Origin of the sequence: Paucibacter sp. M5-1, assembly GCF_027498415.2 — a bacterium.
Taxonomy (GTDB): domain Bacteria; phylum Pseudomonadota; class Gammaproteobacteria; order Burkholderiales; family Burkholderiaceae_C; genus Roseateles_E.
Genome location: NZ_JAPZLM020000001.1, coordinates 4,046,907 through 4,070,427 on the forward strand (window position 1 = coordinate 4,046,907; position 23,521 = coordinate 4,070,427).

A 23,521-nucleotide genomic window follows, 5' to 3' on the forward strand; every position below is an offset into this window, starting at 1 on the left:
CTCGTCAGGCCCATGCGCAACAGCTCTTCGACCTGGAAAGACCGGCCCTGGCTGGCCTGGCTGCTGGTCGGCCTCGGCGCCGTGCTGCTGGTCGCGCCGCTGTACTTCACCTTTGTGTTCGCCAGCCACGGCCGCAGCGAGATCTTCAACTCGCCGCCGCCGCTGTGGTTCGGCCTGTCCTCGCTGTCGAATCTGGAACTGCTGGAGCAGCGCCTGCCCTTCTGGCGCAATCTGGGCATGAGCCTGTATGTGGCCAGCCTGACGACGGCGCTGAACCTCTTGCTGTGCTCGCTGGCCGGCTATGGCTTCGCGGTCTACGAGTTCCGCTTCAAGAAGACGCTGTTCGCCATCGTGCTCGGCTCGATGATGCTGCCCAGCTTCCTCAACATGATCCCCAGCTTCATGGTGATGGACTTCCTGGGCTGGATCGACACGCCGCGCGCCCTCTATGTGCCGGCGGCGGCCAGTGCCCTGGGCATCTTCCTGATGCGCCAGTACATCGGCTCGGCGATCCCAAAGGACCTGCTGGACGCCGCGCGCATGGATGGCTGCGGCGAGCTGCGCATCTTCTGGAGCGTGGTGCTGCCGCTGCTGAAGCCGGCGATGGGCACGCTGGGCCTGATCACCTTCATCGCCTCGTGGAACAACTTTGTCGCGCCGCTGGTCGTGATGCGCTCGGCCGAGAACTACACCTTGCCGCTGGCCTTGCGCTCTATGCAGGCGCCCAACAACACCGAGTGGGGCGCTTTGATGATGGGCAGTGCCATCGCGATGCTGCCACTCCTGATCGCCTATTTTTTCAGCGCCCGGCGGTTGGTAGCCGGCCTGACCTCGGGCGCCGTGCGCGGCTGACCCCTGCTGTTTTTTTCTCCTGCATGACTTGAAACCGCCCATGAACGCCATCGATCCCAATCCTTCTGCCCTCAGTGACTTGAGCCGCGTCTTCCGCACGGACTTCCAATGGGGCTCGGCCACCAGCGCCGCACAGATCGAGGGCGCGGCCGCCGAGGACGGCAAGGGCCCGTCGATCTGGGACCGCTTCTGCGCCGAGCCGGGCCGCATCAACGACGGCTCAAACATCGACCTGGCCTGCGACCATTACCACCGCTACAAGGACGATGTCGCGCTGATGAAGTGGATGGGCTTGCAGGCCTACCGCTTCTCGATCGCCTGGCCGCGCGTGCAGCCGCTGGGCCGCGGCGCCTGGAACGAGGCCGGCTTCGCCTTCTACGACCGGCTGATCGACGAACTGCTGGCTGCCGGCATCAAGCCCCATGCGACGCTGTACCACTGGGACCTGCCGGCCGCGCTGCATGACGAGTTCGGCGGCTGGCCCTCGCGCCAGATCGTGCCGCTGTTCGCCGACTACGCGGCCGAGGTGGCGCGCCGCTTCGGCGACCGACTGGAGAGCATCTCCACCTTGAACGAGCCCTGGTGCGTCGCCACCCTGGGCTACGAGACCGCCCAGTTCGCCCCCGGCCAGACCAGCCGCGCGACGGCCGCCCAGGTTTCGCACCACCTGCTGCTGGCCCATGGCGAGGCCATCAAAGCGATGCGTGCGGTGACGAAATGCAAGCTGGGCATCGTGCTGAATCACACGCCCGCCTTCCCGGCCGACAATCTGCGCGAGGCCGACCGCCGCGCCGCCCGCATCGACGATGGCCTGAACGTGCGCTGGTATATGGACCCGGTGTTCCGCGGCCAGTACCCGGCCGACATCATCGAGCACCTGGGCGAGGATGCGCCGGTGATCGAGGAGGGCGACCTGGCCGCGATCCAGCAGCCGCTGGACTTCCTGGGCGTCAACTTCTACACCCGCAGCTTCATCTCGACGCAAAGCCCGGCCCTGCCGGCACCCGGCAAGCAGGGCTTTACCGATATGGGCTGGGAGATCTACCCGAAGGCGCTGACCCAGCACCTGGTGCGCATCACCCGCGAATACTCGCCGCCGCCCATCTTCATCACCGAGAACGGCATGGCCAATGCCGACACGGTGGTCGACGGCAAGGTGCCCGATGTCGAGCGCATCGCCTATCTGCGCAGCCATCTGCAGGCCTTGGCCAGCGCGGTGGAACTGGGGGTCGATGTGCGCGGCTATTTCTACTGGAGCCTGCTCGACAACTTCGAGTGGAACTCCGGCTACACCAAGCGCTTCGGCCTCTTCCATGTGGACTATGCGACGCAAGAGCGCCTGGCCAAGGACAGCGCGCACTGGTATCGCGGCTTCATTGCGACGGCCAAGGCGGGCGGCTGAGATGGCCGGCCTCAGCTTCAAGGGTGTGGCCAAACGCTACGGCGACAAGGCCCCGGTCGTGCGCGCGCTGGACCTGGAGGTGCAGGACGGTGAGTTCATGGTGCTGGTCGGCCCCTCGGGCTGCGGCAAGAGCACCTCGCTGCGCATGCTCGCCGGGCTGGAGGAGGTCAGCGCCGGCCAGATTTTCATCGGCGCCCGCGAGGTCACGACGGTGCCGCCGGCCGAACGCGGCGTCGCGATGGTGTTCCAGAGCTATGCGCTGTATCCGCATATGAGCGTGGCCGAGAACATGGGCTTTGCCTTGAAGATGGCCGGCCGGCCCAAGGCCGAGGTGGCGGCTGCGGTGCTGAAGGCCGCGCGCAGCCTGCAGCTGGAGGCGCTGCTGGAGCGCAAGCCGCGTGAGCTCTCGGGCGGCCAGCGCCAGCGCGTGGCCATCGGCCGCGCCATCGTGCGCCAGCCCCAGGTCTTTCTGTTCGACGAGCCGCTGTCCAATCTGGACGCCGCGCTGCGCCACGAGACCCGGCTGGAGCTGGCCCGCCTGCACGAGGAACTGGGCGCCACCATCGTCTATGTGACCCACGACCAGGTCGAGGCGATGACCTTGGGCGACCGCATCGCGGTCTTCAACGAGGGCCGCATCGAGCAGGTCGGCGCGCCGATGGAGGTTTATGAGCGGCCGGTGAACCGTTTCGTCGCCGCTTTCCTCGGCTCGCCGCGCATCAATTTTCTGCCGGCTGGCCTGATCCACACGGCCTTGCCGGCTGGTACCGAAACGGTCGGCCTGCGGCCCGAGCACCTGAACCTTGTTGCGGCCGGGACCGGTCTGGGTGGCGAGCTGGCGTTGATCGAGCATCTGGGCGACACCAGCATTGCCTATGTGCGCATCGCCGGTGTCGAGCAGGCGCTGGCCGTCAAGCTGGCGGCCGGTCAGGATTGGCAGCGCCATCAGTGCGTCGGCCTGCAATGGCGACCCGAGCATCTGCTGGCCTTCGATGCCCAGGGGCTGCGCCTGGAGCCGCGCGCATGAGCGCGGCATCGTTCCCGCGCCTGGTAGCCGATGTCGGCGGCACCAATGTGCGCTTCGCCAGCCAGTACCTGCCGCAGGGCCCGCTGCTGGGCATGGCCAGCTATGCCTGCGCCGATCACGCCAGCCTGTGGGATGCGATGCAGCACCATCTGCGCATCCAGGGCCTGGAGCGGCCGCGCTGCTGCGCCATCGGCATCGCCACCGCGATCACCGGCGACCAGGTGCAGATGACCAACCACCACTGGTCCTTCTCGATCGAGGCGCTGCGCCAGGCGCTGGGCGCCGAGCGCCTCGTCGTCATCAACGACTTCACCGCGCTGGCCCTGGCCCTGCCGGCGCTGGCGCCCGGGTCACGCCGCCAGGTCGGCGGCGGCGCGGCGGTGGATGGCGCGCCTATCGGCCTGGTCGGCCCCGGCACCGGCCTGGGCGTCTCGGGCCTGCTGCCTGGCGTTGGCGGCGCCGGCCTGGCCCCGATCGGCGGCGAGGGCGGCCATGTGACCCTGTCCTCTTTCGAGCCCGAGGAGGACGCGGTGCTGCGCGTGCTGCAGCGCCGTTTCGGCCATGCCTCGGCCGAGCGCGCGCTGTCCGGGCCTGGGCTGGAGAATCTGTACCAGGCCCTGGCCGGCGTGCGGGGTCAGGTCGTGCCCGAGCGGGCGGCCCAGTCCATCACCGCCGGCGAAGACCAGCTGGCGCGCGACACGGTGGAGCTGTTCTGCAGCCTGCTTGGCAATGTGGCGGGCAATGTGGCGCTGACGCTGGGCGCCCGCGGCGGCCTCTATATCGGCGGCGGCATCGTGCCGCGCCTGGGCGCGCGCTTCGACCGCTCGCGCTTTCGTGAGCGCTTCGAGGCCAAGGGCCGCTTTCGCGACTATCTGGCTGCGATCCCGGCCTATGTCGTCAGCGCCAGCGACGAAGCGGCCCTGCTCGGCGCCTGCCGTGCGCTGGATGCGGCGATGCATTGAGCGGGCCGCGCTGCAGCGCTGGGCTCAGCGCCCCGCCGGCGGCGCCAGCTGCACAAACGGCGTCCCCGCCCCGGTGTACTGCGGCAGCTTGCCGTCCCACTTCCTGATGGCTTCGCTCTCGTTCTCCAGCTGTTTCAGACGCAGCAGGTCGGGCGTGATTTCCAGGCGTTTGGCCTTCAGTGACTCGGCCTCGCCGCGTGCCTTGGCCAGGGCCTGTTCGGCCTCGACCCGGATACGCTCCAGATCGCGCTCGGCCGTCAGCTTCTTCTGCTCGGCCTCGACCTTGGCCTCGATGGCCTTGTCGAAGACGGCCGAGAAGTCGTAGTTGACCGCAGCCAGCGAGTCGACGATGACGCCGTGACGCTTCAGCCGCGCCTCCAGCGCGTCACGGATCTTGCCGCTGACCTCGGTGCGCTTGGTCACCAGTTCCTCGGCCGTGTACTGTGCCGCGATGGCCTTGGTGGCCTCCTGCGCTGCCGGCTCGATGACGCGCGCCGCCACCGCATGCTCGTTGCCTATGGCCTGGTAGGTCTGGGCCACCAGGGCCGGATCGAGCCGCCAGTTCAGCGCCGCCGAGACCGAGACCTGCTGCAGATCGCGCGAGGCGGCCACGCCTTTGCCCTCGCTCTTCTGCAAGCGCACATCGATCATGTGGACACGGTTCACCAGCGGCACGACGAAGTGGATGCCTTCGCCCAGCGGTTCGGGGTCGACCTTGCCGAAGGTCGTGATCACGCCGCGCGTGCCCGACTGCACGATGCGTATCGGGTTGATCAACGTGAAGACAAGATAGACACCGACCAGGATGGCGGCGATCTTGGCGACCCAGGAGACGAGGCTTCGGTTCATGGCAGTCCTTGAACGGCCAAGTCGGCCGCGCCGCGCAGGCTAACAGCGGGGTCGGGTCTTGCCTATGCCACCAAAGGGTGTGCGGGCGAACCGGGCGTCGAGATCTCCGCGCTCAGCGCCCGGTTGCGACCGGAGTTCTTGGCTGCATACAAGGCATGGTCGGCACGCTCCAGCACCGACTTTAGCGACTCCGGCAAGGCCGCCGTATCACGCCTGCGGCAGGCGTATCCGATCGACAGCGTAAAAACGGCACGTCCTTGCTCACCGACCCGCACGGTGCTGGCGCTGGCTGCCTGGACCAAGGCCTCGGCGCGCTGGGCCGCCTCGACAGAAGTGGCACAGCCCCGGAGCAAGAGGCAGAATTCTTCGCCGCCGTAGCGGCCGGCGATATCGCTCAGCCGCACGGCGCCGGCCATCATGCGCGCGGCGTGGGCGAGCACCAAGTCCCCGCCGCCATGGCCGTAGCGGTCATTGATCTGCTTGAAGTGGTCGAGGTCGACCATCAGCACGGCAAAAGCTTCGGCCGGCCGGGCCTGCTCAATGGCGGCTGCCAGCTCGAAGAAGGCCCTGCGGTTGTACAGCCCGGTCAGGCCGTCACGGCGACTGAGCTCCTGCAGCTCGCGACGCTGGCGTTCATGGGCCATGCTGAAAAAGCCGATCGAGGCCGCGACAACGAACAGCGTGGCCATCGCCAGTGCGAACAGTTGCGGGGTGGAACTGGCGGCCGGGGCTACCTGGGTGCTGGCGCCGCCGGCGCTGAAGAGGGCGCGCATTGCGAATGCGGTCGCCATTACGGCCGCCACCGCTGCGGTCAGATAGGCGACCGGCAAACCGGTCCGACGGGCGTAGCGCAGCACCAGCCAGGCCATCCTGGCCAGCATCAGCGCCAGCGCGCAGGACATGGTGAAAACGGTGACGGCCCACGGCGCCAACTCCAGATAGGTCAGCAAGGTGCCGCCGATGCCGAAACTGCTCAGCAAGACCAGATGATGCCGCGTCACCGGCTGCTCGGTCAGTCGCGCCAGGGCCAGCACACCGAACACGGTGACCGCCATGATCAGCACGTTAGCGAACAGAAAGGTCAGCAGCCAGGGCGCATGGCCGCGCAGGAAGAACAGCAGGCAGGCGCCTCCGGTGGCCGCCATCGACACGCCCCACTCCCGCAGACCCATCGGTTGCTCGGGTATTGCGCGTGCGGTGCTGAAGGCCATCACCGCCATCATGAAGCCGACCATGCTGATTGCTGCCAGCATGGTCCTGGCATCGAGTGCCAGCGCCTGACTGCTCGCGTCCATGCTCACCACCCCCTGGGTTGGCCGCTTGATGTCCAAAGCGGAGCATCTGCACGGCTCGTTGTGGAAGTGACTTTAACGGGAATTGGAATATAGGCCGACCTACATCTGCTCCCAGGGCAGGCCATCATGGCGCCAGCCATTGAGCCGGCCGCGCTGGAAGTTCTGGTCCGGGTCGCCCTCGAAGCCATGGACGATGTTGACGACCTCGGCAAAGCCGGCCGCCTCCAGCGCCTGACCGGCCGCGACCGTGCGAGTGCCGGAGCGGCACAGGAGCACCAGCGGCTTGTTCAGGTCGCCGCCGGCCTCGCGCTTGACCTGGGCCACGAAGCGCTCCACATCGGGTTGCATCTCCGGATACTCGTACCAGGCCACATGGACGATGCCGGGCGGATGGCCGACATAGAGGTACTCCAGCTCCATGCGCACATCGAGGAACAGGGACTCGGGGTGTTCTTGCAGATAGGCCTGGGCCTCGACGGGGAGCAGATGTTTCATGGGGGTATTGACGCGCTCTCTAAAATGGCCGGATGAACGCTTCCACCCGACCCTACACGCGCGGCGCGCAGCTGCCCGAGATTCTGCAACAACGCATCGTCATCCTCGACGGCGCGATGGGCACGATGATCCAGCGCTACAAGCTGAACGAGGCCGATTATCGGGGCGAGCGCTTTGCCGGCCATGGCAAGGACCTGAAGGGCAATAACGACCTGCTGGTGCTGACCAAGCCGGAGGTCATCAGCGAGATCCACGAGCAGTACCTGGCCGCCGGCGCCGACATCATCGAGACCAATACCTTCGGCACCACCTCGGTGGCGCAGGAGGACTACGAGCTGGGCGAGCATGCCTTCGAGATGAATGTGGCCGCCGCCCGGCTGGCCCGCGCCGCCTGCGCCAAGTACAGCACGCCGGACAAGCCGCGTTTCGCTGCCGGCGCGCTAGGCCCGACGCCGCGCACCGCCAGCATCAGCCCCGATGTCAATGACCCCGGCGCCCGCAATGTCGACTTCGACACCCTGAAGACCGCCTACTACGAGCAGGCCAAGGGCTTGCTGGACGGCGGGGTGGACCTGTTCCTGGTCGAGACCATCTTCGACACGCTGAACGCCAAGGCGGCGATCTTCGCGCTCGACGAGCTGATGGAAGACACCGGCGAGCGCCTGCCGGTCATCATCTCCGGCACCGTCACCGATGCCTCGGGCCGCATTCTCTCGGGCCAGACCGTCACCGCCTTCTGGCATTCGGTGCGCCATGCCAAGCCGCTGGCCATAGGCCTGAACTGCGCGCTCGGCGCGACGCTGATGCGGCCCTATATCGAGGAACTGGCCAAGGCGGCCGGCGACACCGCGATCAGCTGCTACCCGAACGCCGGCCTGCCCAACCCGATGAGCGACACCGGCTTCGACGAGACGCCCGATGTGACCGGCCGCCTGGTCGGCGAGTTTGCCGCCGCCGGTTTCCTGAACATCGCCGGCGGCTGCTGCGGCACGACCCCGGCCCATATCGCGGCGATCGCGCAAAAGGTCTCGGCCTACAAGCCGCGCGCCTGTGGCCAGCGATTCTTCAGCGAGCTGGTGGCCGAGCAGGCGTGAATCAGTAGAGCTTCAGCAGCCGCTCCATATTGACCAGCAGCTTGAGCTCATGCGGCGCCAGGCTGGCAGCAATGGCCTGGCTGGCCAGGCGGGTGTCGCGCGGCACCGGCTCGCTCAGCGGCGCGCCGCTCTTGCCCAGCAGCGCGGCGACCAGGGGTTCGTTGGCGCTGTGGCCGCGCTTCGCGACGACGCCGACCTCGCCATTGGCCAGGCGCACCAGTGAGCCGGGCGGGTAGAGGCCGACGGCCTTGATCAGCGCGGCGCCGGCCTCGTCGGGCTGCTGCAGCTCATCCAGATAGACGGCACGCGCCGCCTGGGCGCCCGACAGGGCCTTGCGCGAGCGCCGCGGGCTCAGCCGCGCGCCGTAGAGATCGACGCGGCGCAGCACCCGCGCCATCTGCTCCGGCACCGAGCGCGCGGCCAGGGGCCCGGGGCCGGCCTCATGATGCAGGCGCACGATCTGCAGCCATAGCGAGTCGTGCACGCCCAGCGTGCGCAGCAGCTCGGCGCTGCGGTCGCCATGGCCGACCAGCGTGGCTCGATGGGCCTCGCTGGGGCGTTCGTCCTGGCCGGCCAGCCGGTCCTGCAGGGCGCTGATGCTGATATTCATCGACAGCGCCGCCTGCCCCAGCACCAGGCGCAGATCCTCGGCCCAGCCGAGCTGGCGCGCGCACAGTTCGCACAGCAGCAGGCTCAGCAACGCGTGACGGGCGCTGTAGTGCTGGAAATCCTGGCTGGACTCGAAGATCAGCAGCATCAGGGCCGCATCGGTCTGCTGCTGGACCCGCGACAGCATCTCCTGCTGCAACGCCTGAAAGCGCGGCAGAAAGTCCTCGGCCCGAGGCTCGCGCAGCAGCGCATGGCCGCGCAGCTGCAGATCGGCCCAGGCGGACTGATCGCTGACCTGGGGCACGGCGGCGCCGCCCCGCTCGGGCCGGTAGCTGGTCTGGGCGCGGGCGATGGCGCCCAGCGTGGCGCCCTGGTGCATCATCGTGTCGACCTTGTGGGCCAGCGCGCGCTGGTAGTCCTTGGTCTCATGGGCCTGCACCCAGGCACCGCGCTGTATCAGCGCCTGGACCAGGGGGCTGTCGCTGAGCACCTGGCCGCGCGCGATCAGCAGCTTGCCCTCGGCGTCGCGCAAGGAAAAGTCCAAGACCTGGCCGATGCGCAGGCTGTGAGGGGGCAGGGGTATCAGATCCACGGTGGTTCGCTAGAGCTCTGTACGGATTGTCGGCGCGCCGGCAGCCGGCTTGAGTCGGCGGCCGGGACGCAGCGTAAAATGCGCCACGGTCCGAGGAGCGTTGCGACGGGTGCAGGGTCAATCGACCGCCCGCCAGGCTTGGATCTGCAAGGGCACCAGCCTTTTCAACGACGCTCACCGATCCATGATTTCGTCGTGGCCGCGGTGAGCCTGCGGTCCGATCCTTTGCCGAGGCCGCCATGAACACCGCTACCCCCCAGACCACGCCGCCACCGATGAAGCTCTCGGGGCTGGAGCCGGTGCAGATCGGCGCCGGCACGCTCTTCGTCAATATCGGCGAGCGCACCAATGTCACCGGCTCCAAGGCCTTCGCCCGCATGATCTTGGCCGGCGAGTTCGAGCAGGCGCTGGCGGTGGCGCGCCAGCAGGTCGAGAACGGCGCCCAGGTCATCGACATCAATATGGACGAGGCCATGCTGGACAGCAAGGCGGCGATGGTGCGCTTCCTGAACCTGATCGCCTCCGAGCCCGAAATCGCCCGCGTGCCCATCATGATCGACAGCTCCAAATGGGAGGTGATCGAGGCCGGCCTGAAATGCATCCAGGGCAAGGGCATCGTCAACTCGATCTCGATGAAGGAGGGCGAGGCCGAGTTCCGCCGCCAGGCCAATCTGGTGCGCCGCTATGGCGCGGCCGCCGTCGTGATGGCCTTCGACGAGAAGGGCCAGGCCGACACCTTCGAGCGCAAGATCGAGATCTGCGAGCGGGCCTACAAGATCCTGGTCGACGAGGTCGGCTTCCCGGCCGAGGACATCATCTTCGACCCCAATATCTTCGCGATCGCCACCGGCATCGAGGAGCACGACAACTACGCGGTCGACTTCATCAACGCGACCCGCTGGATCAAACAAAACCTGCCTGGCGCCAAGGTCAGCGGCGGGGTCTCGAACGTCAGCTTCAGCTTCCGCGGCAATGACCCGGTGCGCGAGGCCATCCACACCGTGTTCCTGTACCACGCGATCCAGGCCGGCATGGACATGGGCATCGTCAACGCCGGCATGGTGGGGGTCTATGACGACCTGGAAGCCACCCTTCGAGAACGAGTCGAGGACGTGGTGCTGAACCGTCGCCCCGATGCCGGTGAGCGCCTGATCGAGGTGGCCGAGAGCGCCAAGGGTCTGGCCAAGGACGACACGGCCCGGCTGGCCTGGCGCGCCGGCGATGTCAACGCGCGGCTCTCGCACGCGCTGGTGCACGGCATCACCGACTTCATCGTCGAGGATACCGAGGAGGCCTGGGTCGCGATCCAGGCTGGCGGCGGCCGCCCGCTGCATGTCATCGAAGGCCCGCTGATGGCCGGCATGAATATCGTCGGCGACCTGTTCGGCCAGGGCAAGATGTTCCTGCCCCAGGTGGTCAAGAGCGCGCGGGTGATGAAGTCGGCCGTGGCCCATCTGATCCCCTATATCGAGGAAGAAAAGCGCCAGCTGGAGGCGGCCGGCGGCGATGTGAAGCCCAAGGGCAAGATCGTCATCGCGACCGTGAAGGGCGATGTGCACGACATCGGCAAGAACATCGTCACCGTGGTCCTGCAGTGCAATAACTACGAGGTCGTCAATATGGGCGTGATGGTGCCCTGCCAGGACATCCTGGCCCGCGCCAAGGTCGAGGGGGCCGACATCATCGGCCTCTCGGGCCTGATCACGCCCAGCCTGGAAGAGATGCAGCATGTGGCCGCCGAGATGCAGCGCGACGACTACTTCCGCATCAAGAAGATTCCGCTGCTGATCGGCGGCGCCACCTGCAGCCGCGTCCACACCGCGGTCAAGATTTCGCCGCATTACGAGGGCCCGGTCGTCTATGTGCCCGATGCCTCGCGCTCGGTGGGCGTCTGCACCGAGCTGCTCAGCGACGACCGCGCGGCCGCCTATATCGACGAGCTGAAGGCCGACTACGACAAGGTGCGCCAGCAGCACGCCAACAAGAAGAAGACGCCGCTGGTGACGCTGGCTCAGGCGCGTGCCAACAAGGTCAAGCTGGACTGGGCCGGCTACCGGCCGCCGGTGCCGAAGTTCATCGGCCGCCGCGTCTTCAAGAACTACGACTTGGCCGAACTGGCGCAGCACATCGACTGGGCGCCCTTCTTCCAGACCTGGGACCTGGCCGGCCCCTTCCCAGCCATCCTGAAGGACGAGATCGTCGGTCACGAGGCGCAGCGCGTCTTCAGCGATGGCAAGCGCATGCTGCAGCGTCTGATCGATGGCCGCTGGCTGACCGCCAACGGCGTGTTCGGCCTCTACCCCGCCGCCCAGGTCAACGACGACGATATCGAGATCTACAGCGACGAAAGCCGCAGCGAGGTCTTGATGACCTGGCGCGGCCTGCGCATGCAGTCGGAGCGCCCGGTGGTCGACGGCGTGATGCGACCGAATCGCTGCCTGGCCGACTACATCGCCGCCAAGGGATCGGTGCCTGACTACATCGGCCTTTTTGCGGTCACCGCCGGCCTGGGCGTGGACAAGAAGGAAGCGCAGTTCCTGGCCGACCACGACGACTACTCGGCCATCATGCTGAAGGCCCTGGCCGACCGCCTGGCCGAGGCCTTTGCCGAGCGCCTGCACCAGCGCGTGCGCCAGGAGTTCTGGGCCTATGCGGCTGATGAGGCTCTGAGCAACGAGCAGATGATTGCCGAGCAGTACCGCGGCATCCGCCCGGCGCCCGGCTACCCGGCCTGCCCGGACCATCTGTCCAAGCGCGATCTGTTCAAGGTGTTGGCGCCCGAGGACATCCAGATGGGCCTGACCGACAGCATGGCGATGACGCCGGCCGCCAGTGTCAGCGGCTTCTACTTCTCGCACCCGGAGGCCAGCTACTTCAATGTCGGCACCATCGGCGACGATCAGATGCAGGATTGGGCCGCGCGCATGGCGCTGGACGAGCTCGATGCGAAACGCGCGCTGGCGCCGTTGCTGGGCTGACATGCGCTTACATCTGCCGGTCGGCGCCGGCCCGGCGGTCTGCGTTAAGGTGTCATCCCTGTTTCCGGAGTTGACCCTATGAGCATGCCCTTGAATTCCAGCCAGACCATTGCCATCGTGGCGGTAGCGGCCGCTCTGGTGGCCGGCGCCTATGCGCTGGGCCGCTCCTCGCAAGACCCAGCCGCCGCGCCAGCGCCGGTGGCCGCCGTGGTCGAAGACAGCAAGCCCGCACCGGCCAAGCTGGCCCAGGCCGAGGTGCCGAAGCCGGCGCCCAAGCCCACCGCCGAGCCCAAGCCTGCGGCCGAAGCCCGGCTTTGCAATGACTGTTCACGCGTCGTCTCGGTGCGCAGCGAGGAGCGCGAGGGCGAGGGCAGCGGCCTCGGTGCGATCGGCGGCGCGGTGATCGGCGGCATCCTGGGCAACCAGGTTGGCGGCGGCAGCGGCAAGAAGATCGCCACGGTCGGCGGCGCGGTGGCCGGTGGCTATGCCGGCAACGAGATCGAGAAGCGCCAGAAGAGCAAGCGTGTCTGGATCGTCCGCCTCGAGCACAAGGACGGCAGCAGCCGCACCCTGGAACGCGCCAGCGATCCGGGCCTGAAGGCCGGCGACATCGTCGAACTGCGCGACGGCGAGCTGCGCCGTCACTGAGGGATCAATGAGCCCCGGCCTGCCGGTAGCGTGCCGGCGGCAGCCCGACCCGGCGGGTGAACTCGCGGGTGAAGTGGGCCTGGTCGGCAAAGCCGCACAGAAAGCCGATCTCGGCGATGCCATGCGCGCTGCTGCCCAGGCACCAGGCCGCCAACCTTGAGCGGGTCTCGGCGATCACGCCGCTGAGGCTCAGGCCATGGGCGGCCAGCTGGCGCTGCAGGCTGCGGCCCGACAGGCCCAGACCATCGGCGACCTCGGCCAGCCGCAGCGCGGCGGCCGGGTCGGCCAGCTGGCGCTGCGCCAGTGCCAGCGCCAGCGGTGGCCAGCGCAGCGGCGCCAGCAGATCGGCCGGTGCGCAAGGTCTGCCCGGCAATGGGCTGAGCGCCTGCCAGCGGAACTGCCAGGCCCGCATCGCATCATCGGCGGCCAGCTGGCGCAGCGTGGCCTCGTCGGCCTGTGGATGCACCGGCTGACCGGCGATCCACACCTGCAGCGCTTGCGTGCCCAGAGCCTCGAAGCCGCCGATCAGCACGCCCAGCACCGCCAGGCTCTCGGCCGGCTGCGGTGCGGGGCCGCTGTGCCTGAGCCTGATCCGGCCCTCGTCCGGTTCGTCCTCGATCAGCACGCGGTGCTCGGCGTGGATATAGCGCTCCAGCCGCTGCCAGCGCCGCATGAAGTCCAGCGGCGCGCGCGCCGCCACCAGCACCTGGTGCAGCGGCTCGCCCTCGATATGACTGACCTCGCGCGCCAGCGCCAGCAGCGTGGCCAGGCCGCCCTGCTCGACGATCGCCGCGACGACACGCCGCTTGTCTTGATGCGCCACCCGTGCGCCCTCGGGCAGCGGCAACGGCGGGTTCAGGCCTTGCGCGGCCATGCCGCGCAGCAGCAGGCGCAGCATCGTGGCGCTGGCGAAGTCGGCGGTGTTCATCGCGCCAGTGTGCCCGCTGCTGCTCTCAAATCGTCGGCACGCACCGGCAGCCGCGTGAAGCGCCGGCCGGTGGCCGCCCGCAGCGCGTTGGCGATGGCGCCGGCGCCGGCCACCATCGCGGTCTCGCCGGCGCCGCCGCTGGGCTCGCCGGTATCGATCAGCTCGATATGCAGGACCGGCAGATCGTGGATGCGCGGGATCGGCGCCTCGGCGAAGCCGCTGGCCGCGATGCCCGCCTGCTTGTCCACCGGCAGCGCCTCGATCAGCACCATGCCCAGACACCAGACCAGATTGCCTTCGATCTGGGCGCGCACGCCGTCGGGCTGGATGATGCGGCCGCAGTCGTGGGCGCAGTGCATCGCACTCACCCGGGCGGCGCCACTGGCCCGTTCGACCTCGACTTCGGCGATCACCGCCGCATACGCGCTGCCCTTGTAGATGCCGCAGGCCAGGCCGCGGCCGCGCAGGATTTGTGCGTCGCTGAGCGCTGGGCGCGGCCAGTCGGCGGCCTGCGCCACGCGCTGCAGCACGCGGCGCAGGCGCGCGTTGTCCAGGTGGGCGAGCCGGAAGGCCAGCGGATCAATGCCGGCCAGATGGGCGCATTCGTCGATCGCGCTCTCGATCACCCAGCAGTTCGGCCCCGCGCCCAGGCCACGCCAGGGGCCGGTGTGCACCGGCAGCCTGCGGGCGTCGAACTCGATGCGCTGGCGCGGCAGCGCATAGGGCGGCAGCGCGCCGCGCGAGACCCCGCCGTCGCCGGCGAAGTCTGCCAGGCCCTGCATCCAGCGCGGCATCGCCGCCGGTGTGAACAGGATGTGGCTGCTGATCAGCCGGTGCCACCAGTCGCTCACCCGGCCATGCTGCAGCCGTGCCCGCAACTGGTGGCGCGAGGGCGGGCGGTGGAAGCCCTGCTGCAGCTCCTGGGCGCGGGTCCACTGCACCTTGACCGGCGCGCCGGCCGCGCGCGACAGCAGGGCCGCCTCCGGCTCCACCAGCACCAAAGTGCGGGCGCCGAAAGCCCCGCCGGCGCGGCAGGCATGCACCTGGACCTTGGCCTCATCCAGCGCCAGCCGCCGCACCAGCGTGTCGCGCACATAAAACAGGTCCTGCGTGCCGGTCCACAGCCGCAGGCTCTGGTCGGCCGCCCGGTAGTCGGCGACGGCGCAGCGCGGCTCGATGCCGTTGTGCGCCGCCAGCGGGGTCTCGAAGACCAGGTCCACATCCCAGGCCCCGGTCTCGGCCACCTCGTCCGCGCGCAGCTGGTGGCGCAGTCGGCCCTGCGCGGGCAGCTGCAGCAGGCGCTCGATGTCGGCGGCGTTGCCATCCTCGACCTGCCACTGCAGGGCCAGCGCCGCCTCGATGCGGTCCAGCGCGCCCGGCGTGCGGGCCAGCAGGCCCAGGCCCTGGCTGTTGGCGCGTGTCAGCCCCGGGTGCTCGACCAGGGCCACGAAGCCGGGCAGCGCGCGGGCCGCTGCGGCGTTGAAACCGGCGGGCCGCGAGGCCAGCTCGGGCGACACGGGCGCCCGCAGCACGCGGCCGTAAAGCAGGCCCGGCAGCCGCACATCGGCCGCAAACAGCGGCGCGCCGCTCACGATCTCGCGGCCGAAGCCCAGGGCGTCGGACTGTTGGCGTGGCGCTCCGTTCAGGCTGCGCAGCGCGCTGGCCGGCCACTCGCGCGGCGGGCGACCGGCCAGGGCCTCGCGCAGTGCGGCGCAGGCCTGGGCCAGCGGCAGCGCGAAGTCCTTGACCGAGTCGCTGCCGACGGTGGCGCGCACCGGTGACATGCTCCGGCTGTCGGGCAGCGCCAGGCTGATCGCGCCGAGGGCCACGCCCAGCTCGTCGGCGGCGATGCGGCGCAGCGCGGTGCCGATGTGCTGGCCGATCTCGGCGCGCGGCAGCCGCAGCTCGAAACGGCCCGCGCCCAGATGGCTGATCCAGCCCATCGCGTCGGCCCGTGTCGGCTCGGGGCGACGCGGGATCACGGGCAGCATCGAGCAGCCGGCCAGGAGGGGCACGCTCAGCAGCGCGCCCAGCAGCTCGCGGCGCTTCATGATGAACGGGTGGCGCGCTGGATCGCGCGGCACATGCGGGTCTGGCTGCCGCAGCGGCACAGATGGCCGGCCAGCGCGGTCTTGATCTGGGTCTCGCTGGGCTGTGGTGTCTGCCGCAGCAGGGCCGCAGCGGCGAGCAGGTGGCCGCTCTGGCAATAGCCGCATTGCGGCACGGCCTCGTCCAGCCAGGCCTGTTGCAGCGGGTGCAGCCGCTCGCCATCGTTCAGGCCCTCGACCGTGGTCACCGTGCGGCCCTGCACCGCCGCCACCGGCAGCAGGCAGCTGCGCTGCGGCGCTCCATCCAGCAGCACGGTGCAGGCGCCGCACTGGCCGAGGCCGCAACCGAATTTGGCGCCGACCAGTCCCCAGGCCTCGCGCAGCACCCACAGCAGCTGCTCGTCCCGCCAGCCCTCGGGCACGACCCGGGTCCGGCCATTGACCATCACTTCCATCATCGCCACTCCCTGCTTGAGATGAGCAGCGATCTTGGGCGCGCGGGCACTCCCGGTCTTGAACAATCGCGCCAGATTCAGCGCCTCGCGCTCATCGCCAGCTGCATCGCCAGCACGCTGCCGAGCACGACCAGCAGGCCCAGCAGCGACAAGCCGCCCATGGCCTGGTCCAGCAGCAGCCAGCCCAGCAGCACGGCGGTCAGCGGGCTCAGCAGACCCAGCGAGGACACGGCCACCGGCGACAGCCGGGCGATGCCGCGGAACCACAGCGCATAGGCGAGCAGGGCGCCGGCCAGGGACAGATAGGCGTAGCCGAGGACTTGGCCCATGCCCAGCGCGGGCAGCGGCGCATCGACGCTCCAGGCCAGCGGTAGCAGCATCAGCCCGGCGATCAGCAGCTGCCAGCCGGTCAGGGCCAGCACCGGCATGCCGGTCTGCCAGCGCCGGGCCAGATAGGTGCCGGCGGCCATGCTGATAGCGCCGGCCAGCGCCGCCGCGACGCCGACCGGGTCCCAGACGGCGCCCGGCGACAGCAGCAGCGCGGCCATGCCCAGCACGCCGGTGACGCCGGCGCCTATCGCCAGCGAGGGCGGCCGGCGCCGGTCCACCGCCCAGCTCATGGCTATCACCAGCAGGGGCTGGATGGCGCCGACCACGGCAGCCAGGCCGCCGGGCAGGCGGTAGGCGGCGATGAAGAGCATGGCCTGGAAAAAGCCCAGGTTCAGCGCCGCCAGCACCAGCAGGCGACCCCAGTCGCCGCGCGCCGGCAGGCGCCGGGCATAGAGCACCAGCAGCAGCCCGGCCGGCAGCGAGCGTATCAGCGCCGCCGTGAAGGGCCGGTCGGGCGGCAGCAGCTCGGTCGTGACGATATAGGTGCTGCCCCAGATGACGGGCGCCAGCGCCGTCAGCCAGGCGTCGGCTCCGGAGGAGTGTTGCGATTCAGTGCCCATTTATTGCCTCTACTTCAAGATAAATAACTGTAGCATTAATCTTGATGTAGAGATAAATACCCCAGGCCGAGCACGGCCTACACTGGGCGCCGTGAACACCAAATTCCTTGAAACCCTGGTGGTGCTGGCCCGGGTCGGCAGCTTCCGCGAGACCGCCCAGGTGATGAACACCACGCAGGCGGCGATCTCGCAGCGCATCGCCGCGCTGGAGGACGAGCTGGGAGCCGAGCTGGTGGACCGCAGCGCGCGCCGGCTGGGCCTGACCCAGGTCGGCGAGCAGGTGCTGCGCCAGGCCGAGCGCATGCTGGCGCTGGAGCGCGAGCTCAAGCTCTCGACCCGGCCCGATGCGCCGGCGGCCGGCCGGGTGCGCATCGGCGCGATCGAGTCGGTGGTGCACACCTGGCTGTCGCCGCTGATACGCCAGCTGGCCGAGCGCTATCCGCAGATCAACCCGGACATCACGGTCGACACCGCGCGCCATCTGCAGGACCAGTTCCGCTTGCGCAAGCTGGACCTGATGATCCAGAACGACCCCTTTGCCGAGGCCATAGGCACGCTGGACTACCGGGTCACGCCGCTGTGCGAGTTTCCGCTGCGCTGGGTCGCCAGGCCCGAGCTGCTACCGGCCAGCGGGCGGCTGACGATGGAGGATCTGGAGCGGGTGCCGCTGCTCACCTTCTCGAAGACATCAAGCCCGCAAGCCCATGTGCGCGCGCTCTTCGTCGACCGCGACATTGAGCCGCGCGTCTGCAGCTTCCCCTCGGTCGAGTCCATCATCCAATTGGCCAGCGACGGCTACGGCATCGCGGCGATCCCGCCGGTGTTTGTGCGCGCGCAGCTGGAGCGGGGCTCGCTATGGCAGTGCGAAGGGCCGCCGCTGCCCTCGATGGCGATCAGCGTGATCACCGAAGGCCGGGTCAGCACGGCGGTGCGTGAGACGGTCGGCCTGGTGCGCGAGGTGGTGGCGGGGTTTTGCGAGCGGGTCGGGGCCGACTGGGTGCGGCCACTGGGCCCGGATCAGGGCTGAACGGGGGCTCCCGGCGCTTGCAGTGCGACACCATCGGTCGTCAGCGCGGCGCGGATATGGCGCGCGAACTCCAACGCGCCGGGTTGGTCGCCGTGCAGGCACAAGGTGTCGGCCTGGACCGGCACGACGTTTCCGCTCAAGGCGGTGACGCTGCCGGCGAGCATTTGCCTGACTTGGGCCAGCGATTGCTCAGGGTCTTCGATCATCGCGCCGGGCAGGCCACGCGGCGATAGCGAGCCGTCGTCCTGGTAGCTGCGGTCGGCGAAGACCTCGTTGGCCGCGCGCAGGCCCAGGGCCTCGGCGGCCCTGATCATCTCGCTGCCGGCCAGGCCGAAGAAGACCAGGCCGGGATCGAAGTCGCGCACCGCCTGGGCAATCGCGTCGGAGAGCTTGCGATCCTTGACCGCCATGTTGTAGAGCGCGCCATGCGGCTTCACATGGTTCAGGCGGCCGCCGGCGGCGCGGGCAAAGCCTGCCAGCGCGCCGATCTGGTAGAGCACCATCGCATAGGCCTCGGCCGGCGAGATCTTCATCTCGCGGCGGCCGAAGCCCTGCAGGTCCGGCAGGCCCGGATGGGCACCGACCGCGACGCCCTTGGCGATGGCCGCACCGACGATGCGGCGCATCGTGCCCGGGTCGCCGGCATGGAAGCCGCAAGCGATATTGGCCGATGACACATGGTCGAGGATGGCGATGTCGTTGCCCATGGTGTAGGCACCAAAGCCTTCGCCCATATCGCAGTTGAGATCCAGGGTCTTGCTCATCATGAGGCGGCTCCCAGCGCAGCGGCGAACTGCTGCTCACGTTGCAGATACAGGGTCTGCGCGGTCTCCAGCGAGACCGGCACGAAGCGCAGCGCCTGCTGTGGCGCCAGCTGCGCCAGCAGCGGCAGGTCCACGCTGATCACATGGCCTATCTTCGGATAACCGCCGGTGCTCTGGCGCTCGGCCATCAGCACGATGGGTTTCCCATCGGGCGGCACCTGGATGCTGCCGAAGTTGACCGCTTCCGAGATCAGCTCGCCGGGCTGGCTGCGCGAGAGCGCCGGGCCTTCGAGCCGGTAACCCATGCGGTCGGACTGCGGGCTGATGCGGTAGCTGGCCTCGCTGAACAGTGCCTGGGCCTCGGCCGTGAAGCCGGCCCAGTGCTCGCCGAGCACGACGCGCAGCGGCGTGAACTCGGCGCTGGGCAGCGTGCTTTCTACGGGCAAGTCCGGCGGCGCGCCGGCCGGCTTGAAGTCGGCCGCCTGCAGCTGATCGCCCTTGCGCAGCGCCCGGCCCAGATGGCCGCCGAAGCCGCCGCGCACAAAGGTGCTGCGGCTGCCCATCAGCGGTGCCACGGAGAAGCCGCCGCGCACTGCCAGATAGCTGCGCAGCCCCTTGATGCGCTGGCCGAAGGCCAGCACGGCGCCGGCCGTCACGTCGATGCGCTCGTTCAGCGTCACGGGTTCTCCGTCCAGCGTGGCCGACAGATCGGCGCCGCAGACCGCGATATGGGTGGCCGCCGCGAAGCGCAGGCTGGGCCCCATCAGCACGATTTCCAGCGTGGCCTCGTCGCGCACATTGCCCACCAGCAGATTGGCCAGGCGGTGCGCAACCTCGTCCATCGCGCCGCAGACCGGCACGCCCAGATGCTGATAGCCGTAGCGGCCCAGGTCCTGCAGCTGCGATTGCGCGCCGGGTTTGATGACCTCGATAGCGATGCTCATTGCCGTGCCTCCAGCATGGCCTCATAGGTGTTGGCGTCGATGCGCACAAAGCGGATCGCGTCGCCCGGGCCCAGCAGGCAGGGCGGCTCGGCGCCGGCCTCGAACAGGCGCACCGGCGTGCGGCCCAGGATGTTCCAGCCGCCGGGGGTTTCCAGTGGGTAGATGCAGGTCTGCTCGCGTGCGATGGCCACCGAACCGGGCGGGATATGGGTGCGCGGCGTCGTGCGGCGCGGCATCGCGAGCTGCGGGTTCAGGCCGCCGATGAAGGGAAAGCCCGGCGCAAAGCCCAGCATATAGACACGGTGGGCCGACTCCAGATGCAGCGCGATCACGCGCTCGGTACTCAGGCCGCAGCGCTGCGCCACATCCTCCAGATCGGGGCCGTAGTCCCCGCCATAGCAGACCGGGATCTCGATCACGCGCGGGGCGGCCTGCTGAGCGTCCAGCGGCTGGGCCAGCAGTTCCAGCAGCCGGGCCTTCAGCGTTGCGAACGGGGTCGGGCCGAAGCATTCGGGCCGGTAGTGCAGGGCCACGGTCGTGAAGGCCGGCACGATGTCGCGCAGGCCGGCGATCGGCTGGGCGCGCAGGCGCTGCACGAAGGCATGCACCCGGGCGCTGGTCTCGGGGTCGACGGTGTTGCCGAGGCCCACCAGCAGGCAGCGGTCGCCGACCGCGTCGATTCGAAAAGCTTCGTTCATGACCGATTCAGCCCATCGCTCGCGGCAGCACCATCACGATGTCCGGGAACACCGTGATCAGCACCGTCGCCAGCACCAGCAGCAGGAAGAAGGGGAAGGCCATGCGCGCCAGCGTGAACAGGCCCTTGTCGGTGATGCCCTGGATCACGAACAGATTGAAGCCCACCGGCGGCGTGATCTGGGCCATCTCGACCACCAGGATCAGGTAGATGCCGAACCACAGCGGGTCGATGCCAGCAGCCTGCACCGCGGGCAGCAGCACGGCCGTGGTCAGCACGACGATGGAGATGCCGTCGAGGAAGCAGCCCAGCAGCACGAAGAACACCGTCAGCACCGCCAGCAGACCATAGGCCGACAGATTCATCGAAGCGATCCACTGCGCGACATTGGCCGGCAGCCCGGTGAAACTCATCGCGCTAGTCAGATAGGCTGCGCCCAGCAGGATGAAGGTGATCATGCAGGAGGTGCGCGCCGCGCCCATCAGGCTGGCGACGAAGGAGGCTCGGCTCAGCGAGCCGCCCAGGCCGGCAATGATCAGCGAGCCGATCACGCCGATGGTGGCGGCCTCGGTGGCGGTGGCGATGCCGGCGTAGATGGAGCCGATCACGCCGACGATCAAGAGCACCACCGGGGCCAGCAGGCGCAGGCGCTTGAAGCGCTCGGCCCAGCCGACCTGCTCGGCGTCGCGCGGCACCTTGGCCGGATTGCGCAGCGCCCAGATCGCGATATAGCCCGAGAACAGCAGCATCATCATCAGGCCCGGCAGGATGCCGGCGGTGAACAGCTTGACGATGGAGACCTGGGCCGCGACGCCATAGACGATCATCACGATGGACGGCGGGATCAAGAGGCCCAGCGTGCCGGCGCCGGCCAGCGAGCCGATGCTGATGCTCTCGTCATAGCCGCGCGCCTTCAACTCGGGCAGCGAGATCTTGCCGATGGTCGCGGCCGTCGCGGCCGAGCTGCCGCTGACCGCCGCGAAGATGCCGCAGCCCAGCACGTTGACGTGAACCAGCCGGCCCGGCAGGCCGTTGACCCAGGGCCCCAGGCCCGAGAACATGTCCTCGGCCAGACGGGTGCGGTAGAGGATCTCGCCCATCCAGATGAACAGCGGCAGTGCGGTCAGCGACCAGCTGGCGGTCGAGCCCCAGGCGGTGGTCGCGAAGATCACGCCGGCCGGCGCGTCGGTGAACAGCAGCAGGCCCAGCAGGCCGCAGCCGATCAGGGCCAGGGCCACCCAGACGCCCAGGCCCAGCAAGAGGAAGAGCAGGGCCATCAGGACGCCCGCTTGTGCAAGATCGCTCATGAGGTGTCCTTTTCTATTCGGTGCGGGCGGTCTCGCCGTCCGGCGCATCGCTCAGCGGCCGGCCGCGCAGGCCACGCCAGAGGCGGTCGATCAGCATCAGGGCCAGCAGCAGCATGCCGATGGCCATGGCCAGCTGCGGAATCCACAGCGGCACCCGCAACATGCCCTGCGCGACCTCCTCGTACTGCCAGGAGCCGTAGACGAACTGCAGCGTGTGCCAGGCGGCCCAGACCGCCAGCGCCACGCCCAGCGCCGAGGCCAGCAGCTCGTAGCCGCGCTCCCAGCGCTTGGGCAGGAACTGCAGCACCAGCGTCACGCGGATGTGGTCGCCATGGCGCATCGCATAGGGCAGGGCCAGAAAGGCCGAGGCCGCCATGGCCCAGGCGGCGAAGTCATCGGCGGCCGGTATCTGATGGCCCAGCAGGCGCGCGACGATCTGCGCCGCGATCACCAGGCCGATGGCGGCCAGCGCGACGGCCGAGGCCGCCCCGGAGGCCTTGGAGAGACGGTCGAGGACGGCCATGGCGTTCGTTTACTTCTTGTTGAAGGCGTCGAGGACCTTGGCGCCGTCCGGGCCGGCCTTCTTGATCCATTCCTCGGCCATCGTCGCGCCGACCTTGTTCAGCTCGGCGGCGATCGCTGCCGGCACCGGCTGCACCGTGATGCCCTTGGCGGCCAGGGTCTGGGTCAGCTTGGCGGTCAGCTCGCGGGCCTGGGCCCAGCCGCGCGCCTCGGCCTTGGCACCGGCGGCCATCACGGCCTGGCGCTGCGCCTCGGGCAGGGCCATCAGCGAGCGCTTGTTGGCAATGACGATGGCCTGCGGGATGAAGGCCTGGGCATCGTAGTAGTGCTTCACATAGTCCCAGGCCTGGGTGTCCACGCCGGTGGCCGGCGAGGTGATCATCATGTCGATCACGCCGGTCGAGAAGGCCTGCGGCACCTCGGCGGTCTGGATCGTCGTCGGCACCGCGCCCATCAGCGTGACCATGCGGCTGGTCGAGGCGCTGTAGGCGCGAAAGCGCGCGCCCTTGAAGTCGCCGATCGCGGCCACCGGTTTCTTGGTGTAGATGCCTTGCGGCGGCCACGGCGAGCCATAGACCAGCACCAGGCCCTGCTTGTCCAGGCGGGCGGCGATCTGCTCGCGGGCGGCCTTCCAGAGCTTCTCGGAGGCGTCGAAGGAGCTGGCCAGGAAGGGCACGCTGTCGATCTCGAACATCGCATCCTCGTTGCCCAGCGCCGACATCAGCACCTCGCCGATCGGCACGATGCCTTGCTGCACGCCGCGCTTCACCTCGGGGCGCTTCAGCAGCACGCTATTGCTCTGCACCTTGAACTCCAGCTGGCCGGCGGTGGCGGCCTTCACGTCCTCGGCGAACTGGCGCACATTGACGGTCAGGTAGTTGGCGTCGGGCTGTTCGGCCGACATATTCCAGGTGGCGGCCTGGGCGGTGCTGGAGAGCAGGACGGCGGCGGTGGCGTTGAGCAACAGGCGTTTCATCTCGGGCTTCCTTGTATGGAATGGGGTAGTGGCGCGAATGTCTACCAATCCGGCACCGAGGTCGACCGAGAAATCTTTATGGACCGTGGCTAGATTTGCT

21 protein-coding genes, 1 pseudogene and 1 riboswitch are annotated in these 23,521 nt (G+C 68.9%); of the genes and pseudogenes, 8 read left to right on the forward strand and 14 right to left on the reverse strand.

Going from position 1 to position 23,521, the window contains the following annotated elements; genetic code table 11:
- Positions 1–12 precede the first annotated feature (12 nt).
- Genes O5M90_RS19120 through glk form a run of 4 tightly spaced genes read left to right on the forward strand, consistent with a single transcriptional unit; the run spans position 13 to position 4,243 of the window.
- Positions 13–852: a carbohydrate ABC transporter permease gene (locus tag O5M90_RS19120; protein ID WP_137942721.1), complete on the forward strand. Its 840-nt coding sequence runs from the start codon at positions 13–15 to the stop codon at positions 850–852.
- A 40-nt stretch (positions 853–892) separates the two neighbouring features.
- The gene (locus O5M90_RS19125; RefSeq protein WP_269839990.1) at positions 893–2,254 is read left to right on the forward strand and encodes a GH1 family beta-glucosidase; all 1,362 of its coding nucleotides are present in this window, start codon (positions 893–895) and stop codon (positions 2,252–2,254) included.
- A gap of 1 nt (position 2,255) precedes the next feature.
- Positions 2,256–3,281: an ABC transporter ATP-binding protein gene (locus O5M90_RS19130; RefSeq protein WP_269839991.1), complete on the forward strand. Its 1,026-nt coding sequence runs from the start codon at positions 2,256–2,258 to the stop codon at positions 3,279–3,281.
- Positions 3,278–4,243, forward strand: a complete 966-nt coding sequence (gene glk / locus O5M90_RS19135; RefSeq protein WP_137942724.1) for a glucokinase — start codon at positions 3,278–3,280, stop codon at positions 4,241–4,243. Before O5M90_RS19130 ends, glk begins: the two co-directional genes overlap by 4 nt.
- Positions 4,244–4,267: 24 nt before the next feature.
- On the opposite strand, the gene O5M90_RS19140 is transcribed toward glk, so the two are convergent.
- From O5M90_RS19140 to O5M90_RS19150, 3 genes are all read right to left on the reverse strand, one after another.
- Complete coding sequence (locus O5M90_RS19140) at positions 4,268–5,092, reverse strand: prohibitin family protein (protein WP_269839992.1); 825 nt, start codon at positions 5,090–5,092, stop codon at positions 4,268–4,270.
- 62 nt (positions 5,093–5,154) lie between these two features.
- Positions 5,155–6,387: a GGDEF domain-containing protein gene (locus O5M90_RS19145; RefSeq protein WP_269839993.1), complete on the reverse strand. Its 1,233-nt coding sequence runs from the start codon at positions 6,385–6,387 to the stop codon at positions 5,155–5,157.
- 99 nt (positions 6,388–6,486) lie between these two features.
- Positions 6,487–6,882 carry a rhodanese-like domain-containing protein gene (locus O5M90_RS19150; protein WP_137942725.1) on the reverse strand — a complete coding sequence of 132 codons (396 nt, stop codon included), beginning with the start codon at positions 6,880–6,882 and terminating at the stop codon, positions 6,487–6,489.
- A 32-nt stretch (positions 6,883–6,914) separates the two neighbouring features.
- On the opposite strand from O5M90_RS19150, the gene O5M90_RS19155 reads away from it, so the two are divergent.
- Positions 6,915–7,976: a homocysteine S-methyltransferase family protein gene (locus O5M90_RS19155; RefSeq protein ID WP_269839994.1), complete on the forward strand. Its 1,062-nt coding sequence runs from the start codon at positions 6,915–6,917 to the stop codon at positions 7,974–7,976.
- A gap of 1 nt (position 7,977) precedes the next feature.
- Here the strand turns inward: O5M90_RS19155 and O5M90_RS19160 are convergent, their stop codons facing one another.
- Positions 7,978–9,177 (reverse strand): HD-GYP domain-containing protein, encoded by a 1,200-nt coding sequence (locus O5M90_RS19160; protein ID WP_269839995.1) that lies wholly within the window; start codon positions 9,175–9,177, stop codon positions 7,978–7,980.
- Positions 9,178–9,263: 86 nt separating this feature from the next.
- Positions 9,264–9,360, forward strand: a riboswitch (S-adenosyl-L-homocysteine riboswitch).
- Between the two features lie 47 nt (positions 9,361–9,407).
- Between O5M90_RS19160 and metH the strand changes: the two are divergent.
- A pseudogene (gene metH, locus O5M90_RS19165) lies at positions 9,408–12,155 on the forward strand (methionine synthase); the annotation flags it as partial.
- 78 nt (positions 12,156–12,233) lie between these two features.
- On the forward strand, positions 12,234–12,803 hold the full coding sequence (locus tag O5M90_RS19170; protein WP_262971786.1) for a glycine zipper 2TM domain-containing protein: 570 nt from the start codon (positions 12,234–12,236) through the stop codon (positions 12,801–12,803).
- A gap of 4 nt (positions 12,804–12,807) precedes the next feature.
- On the opposite strand, the gene O5M90_RS19175 is transcribed toward O5M90_RS19170, so the two are convergent.
- The 4 genes from O5M90_RS19175 to O5M90_RS19190 form a co-directional block, all read right to left on the reverse strand.
- Positions 12,808–13,731 carry a helix-turn-helix transcriptional regulator gene (locus O5M90_RS19175; protein ID WP_269839996.1) on the reverse strand — a complete coding sequence of 308 codons (924 nt, stop codon included), beginning with the start codon at positions 13,729–13,731 and terminating at the stop codon, positions 12,808–12,810.
- The gene (locus O5M90_RS19180) at positions 13,728–15,782 is read right to left on the reverse strand and encodes a xanthine dehydrogenase family protein molybdopterin-binding subunit (RefSeq protein ID WP_269839997.1); all 2,055 of its coding nucleotides are present in this window, start codon (positions 15,780–15,782) and stop codon (positions 13,728–13,730) included. Before O5M90_RS19180 ends, O5M90_RS19175 begins: the two co-directional genes overlap by 4 nt.
- The gene (locus O5M90_RS19185; protein WP_269840100.1) at positions 15,779–16,234 is read right to left on the reverse strand and encodes a (2Fe-2S)-binding protein; all 456 of its coding nucleotides are present in this window, start codon (positions 16,232–16,234) and stop codon (positions 15,779–15,781) included. Before O5M90_RS19185 ends, O5M90_RS19180 begins: the two co-directional genes overlap by 4 nt.
- A 77-nt stretch (positions 16,235–16,311) precedes the next feature.
- Positions 16,312–17,184: an EamA family transporter gene (locus O5M90_RS19190; RefSeq protein ID WP_269839998.1), complete on the reverse strand. Its 873-nt coding sequence runs from the start codon at positions 17,182–17,184 to the stop codon at positions 16,312–16,314.
- A gap of 91 nt (positions 17,185–17,275) precedes the next feature.
- Here O5M90_RS19190 and O5M90_RS19195 point away from each other — a divergent pair, with 91 nt between their 5' ends.
- A complete protein-coding gene (locus tag O5M90_RS19195; protein ID WP_269839999.1) occupies positions 17,276–18,211 on the forward strand; it encodes a LysR family transcriptional regulator in 936 nt (311 codons plus the stop codon).
- Here O5M90_RS19195 and O5M90_RS19200 read toward each other — a convergent pair.
- From O5M90_RS19200 to O5M90_RS19225, 6 genes are read right to left on the reverse strand one after another with little or no spacing between them, the layout of a single operon-like run.
- A complete protein-coding gene (locus tag O5M90_RS19200; protein WP_440402518.1) occupies positions 18,202–18,975 on the reverse strand; it encodes a LamB/YcsF family protein in 774 nt (257 codons plus the stop codon). The two genes, O5M90_RS19195 and O5M90_RS19200, sit on opposite strands and share 10 nt — an antisense overlap.
- Positions 18,975–19,919 carry a biotin-dependent carboxyltransferase family protein gene (locus tag O5M90_RS19205; protein ID WP_332909475.1) on the reverse strand — a complete coding sequence of 315 codons (945 nt, stop codon included), beginning with the start codon at positions 19,917–19,919 and terminating at the stop codon, positions 18,975–18,977. Before O5M90_RS19205 ends, O5M90_RS19200 begins: the two co-directional genes overlap by 1 nt.
- Positions 19,916–20,617: a 5-oxoprolinase subunit PxpB gene (gene pxpB, locus O5M90_RS19210; RefSeq protein ID WP_269840000.1), complete on the reverse strand. Its 702-nt coding sequence runs from the start codon at positions 20,615–20,617 to the stop codon at positions 19,916–19,918. The genes O5M90_RS19205 and pxpB overlap by 4 nt, the downstream gene beginning before the upstream one ends.
- Positions 20,618–20,624: 7 nt before the next feature.
- Entirely contained in the window at positions 20,625–21,923 is a 1,299-nt protein-coding gene (locus tag O5M90_RS19215; RefSeq protein ID WP_269840001.1) for a TRAP transporter large permease, read from the reverse strand.
- A gap of 13 nt (positions 21,924–21,936) precedes the next feature.
- Positions 21,937–22,446, reverse strand: coding sequence for a TRAP transporter small permease (locus tag O5M90_RS19220; protein WP_137942738.1), 510 nt, complete (start codon positions 22,444–22,446; stop codon positions 21,937–21,939).
- Positions 22,447–22,455: 9 nt separating this feature from the next.
- Positions 22,456–23,421, reverse strand: coding sequence for a TRAP transporter substrate-binding protein (locus O5M90_RS19225; protein WP_269840002.1), 966 nt, complete (start codon positions 23,419–23,421; stop codon positions 22,456–22,458).
- Between the last annotated feature and the right edge of the window lie 100 nt (positions 23,422–23,521).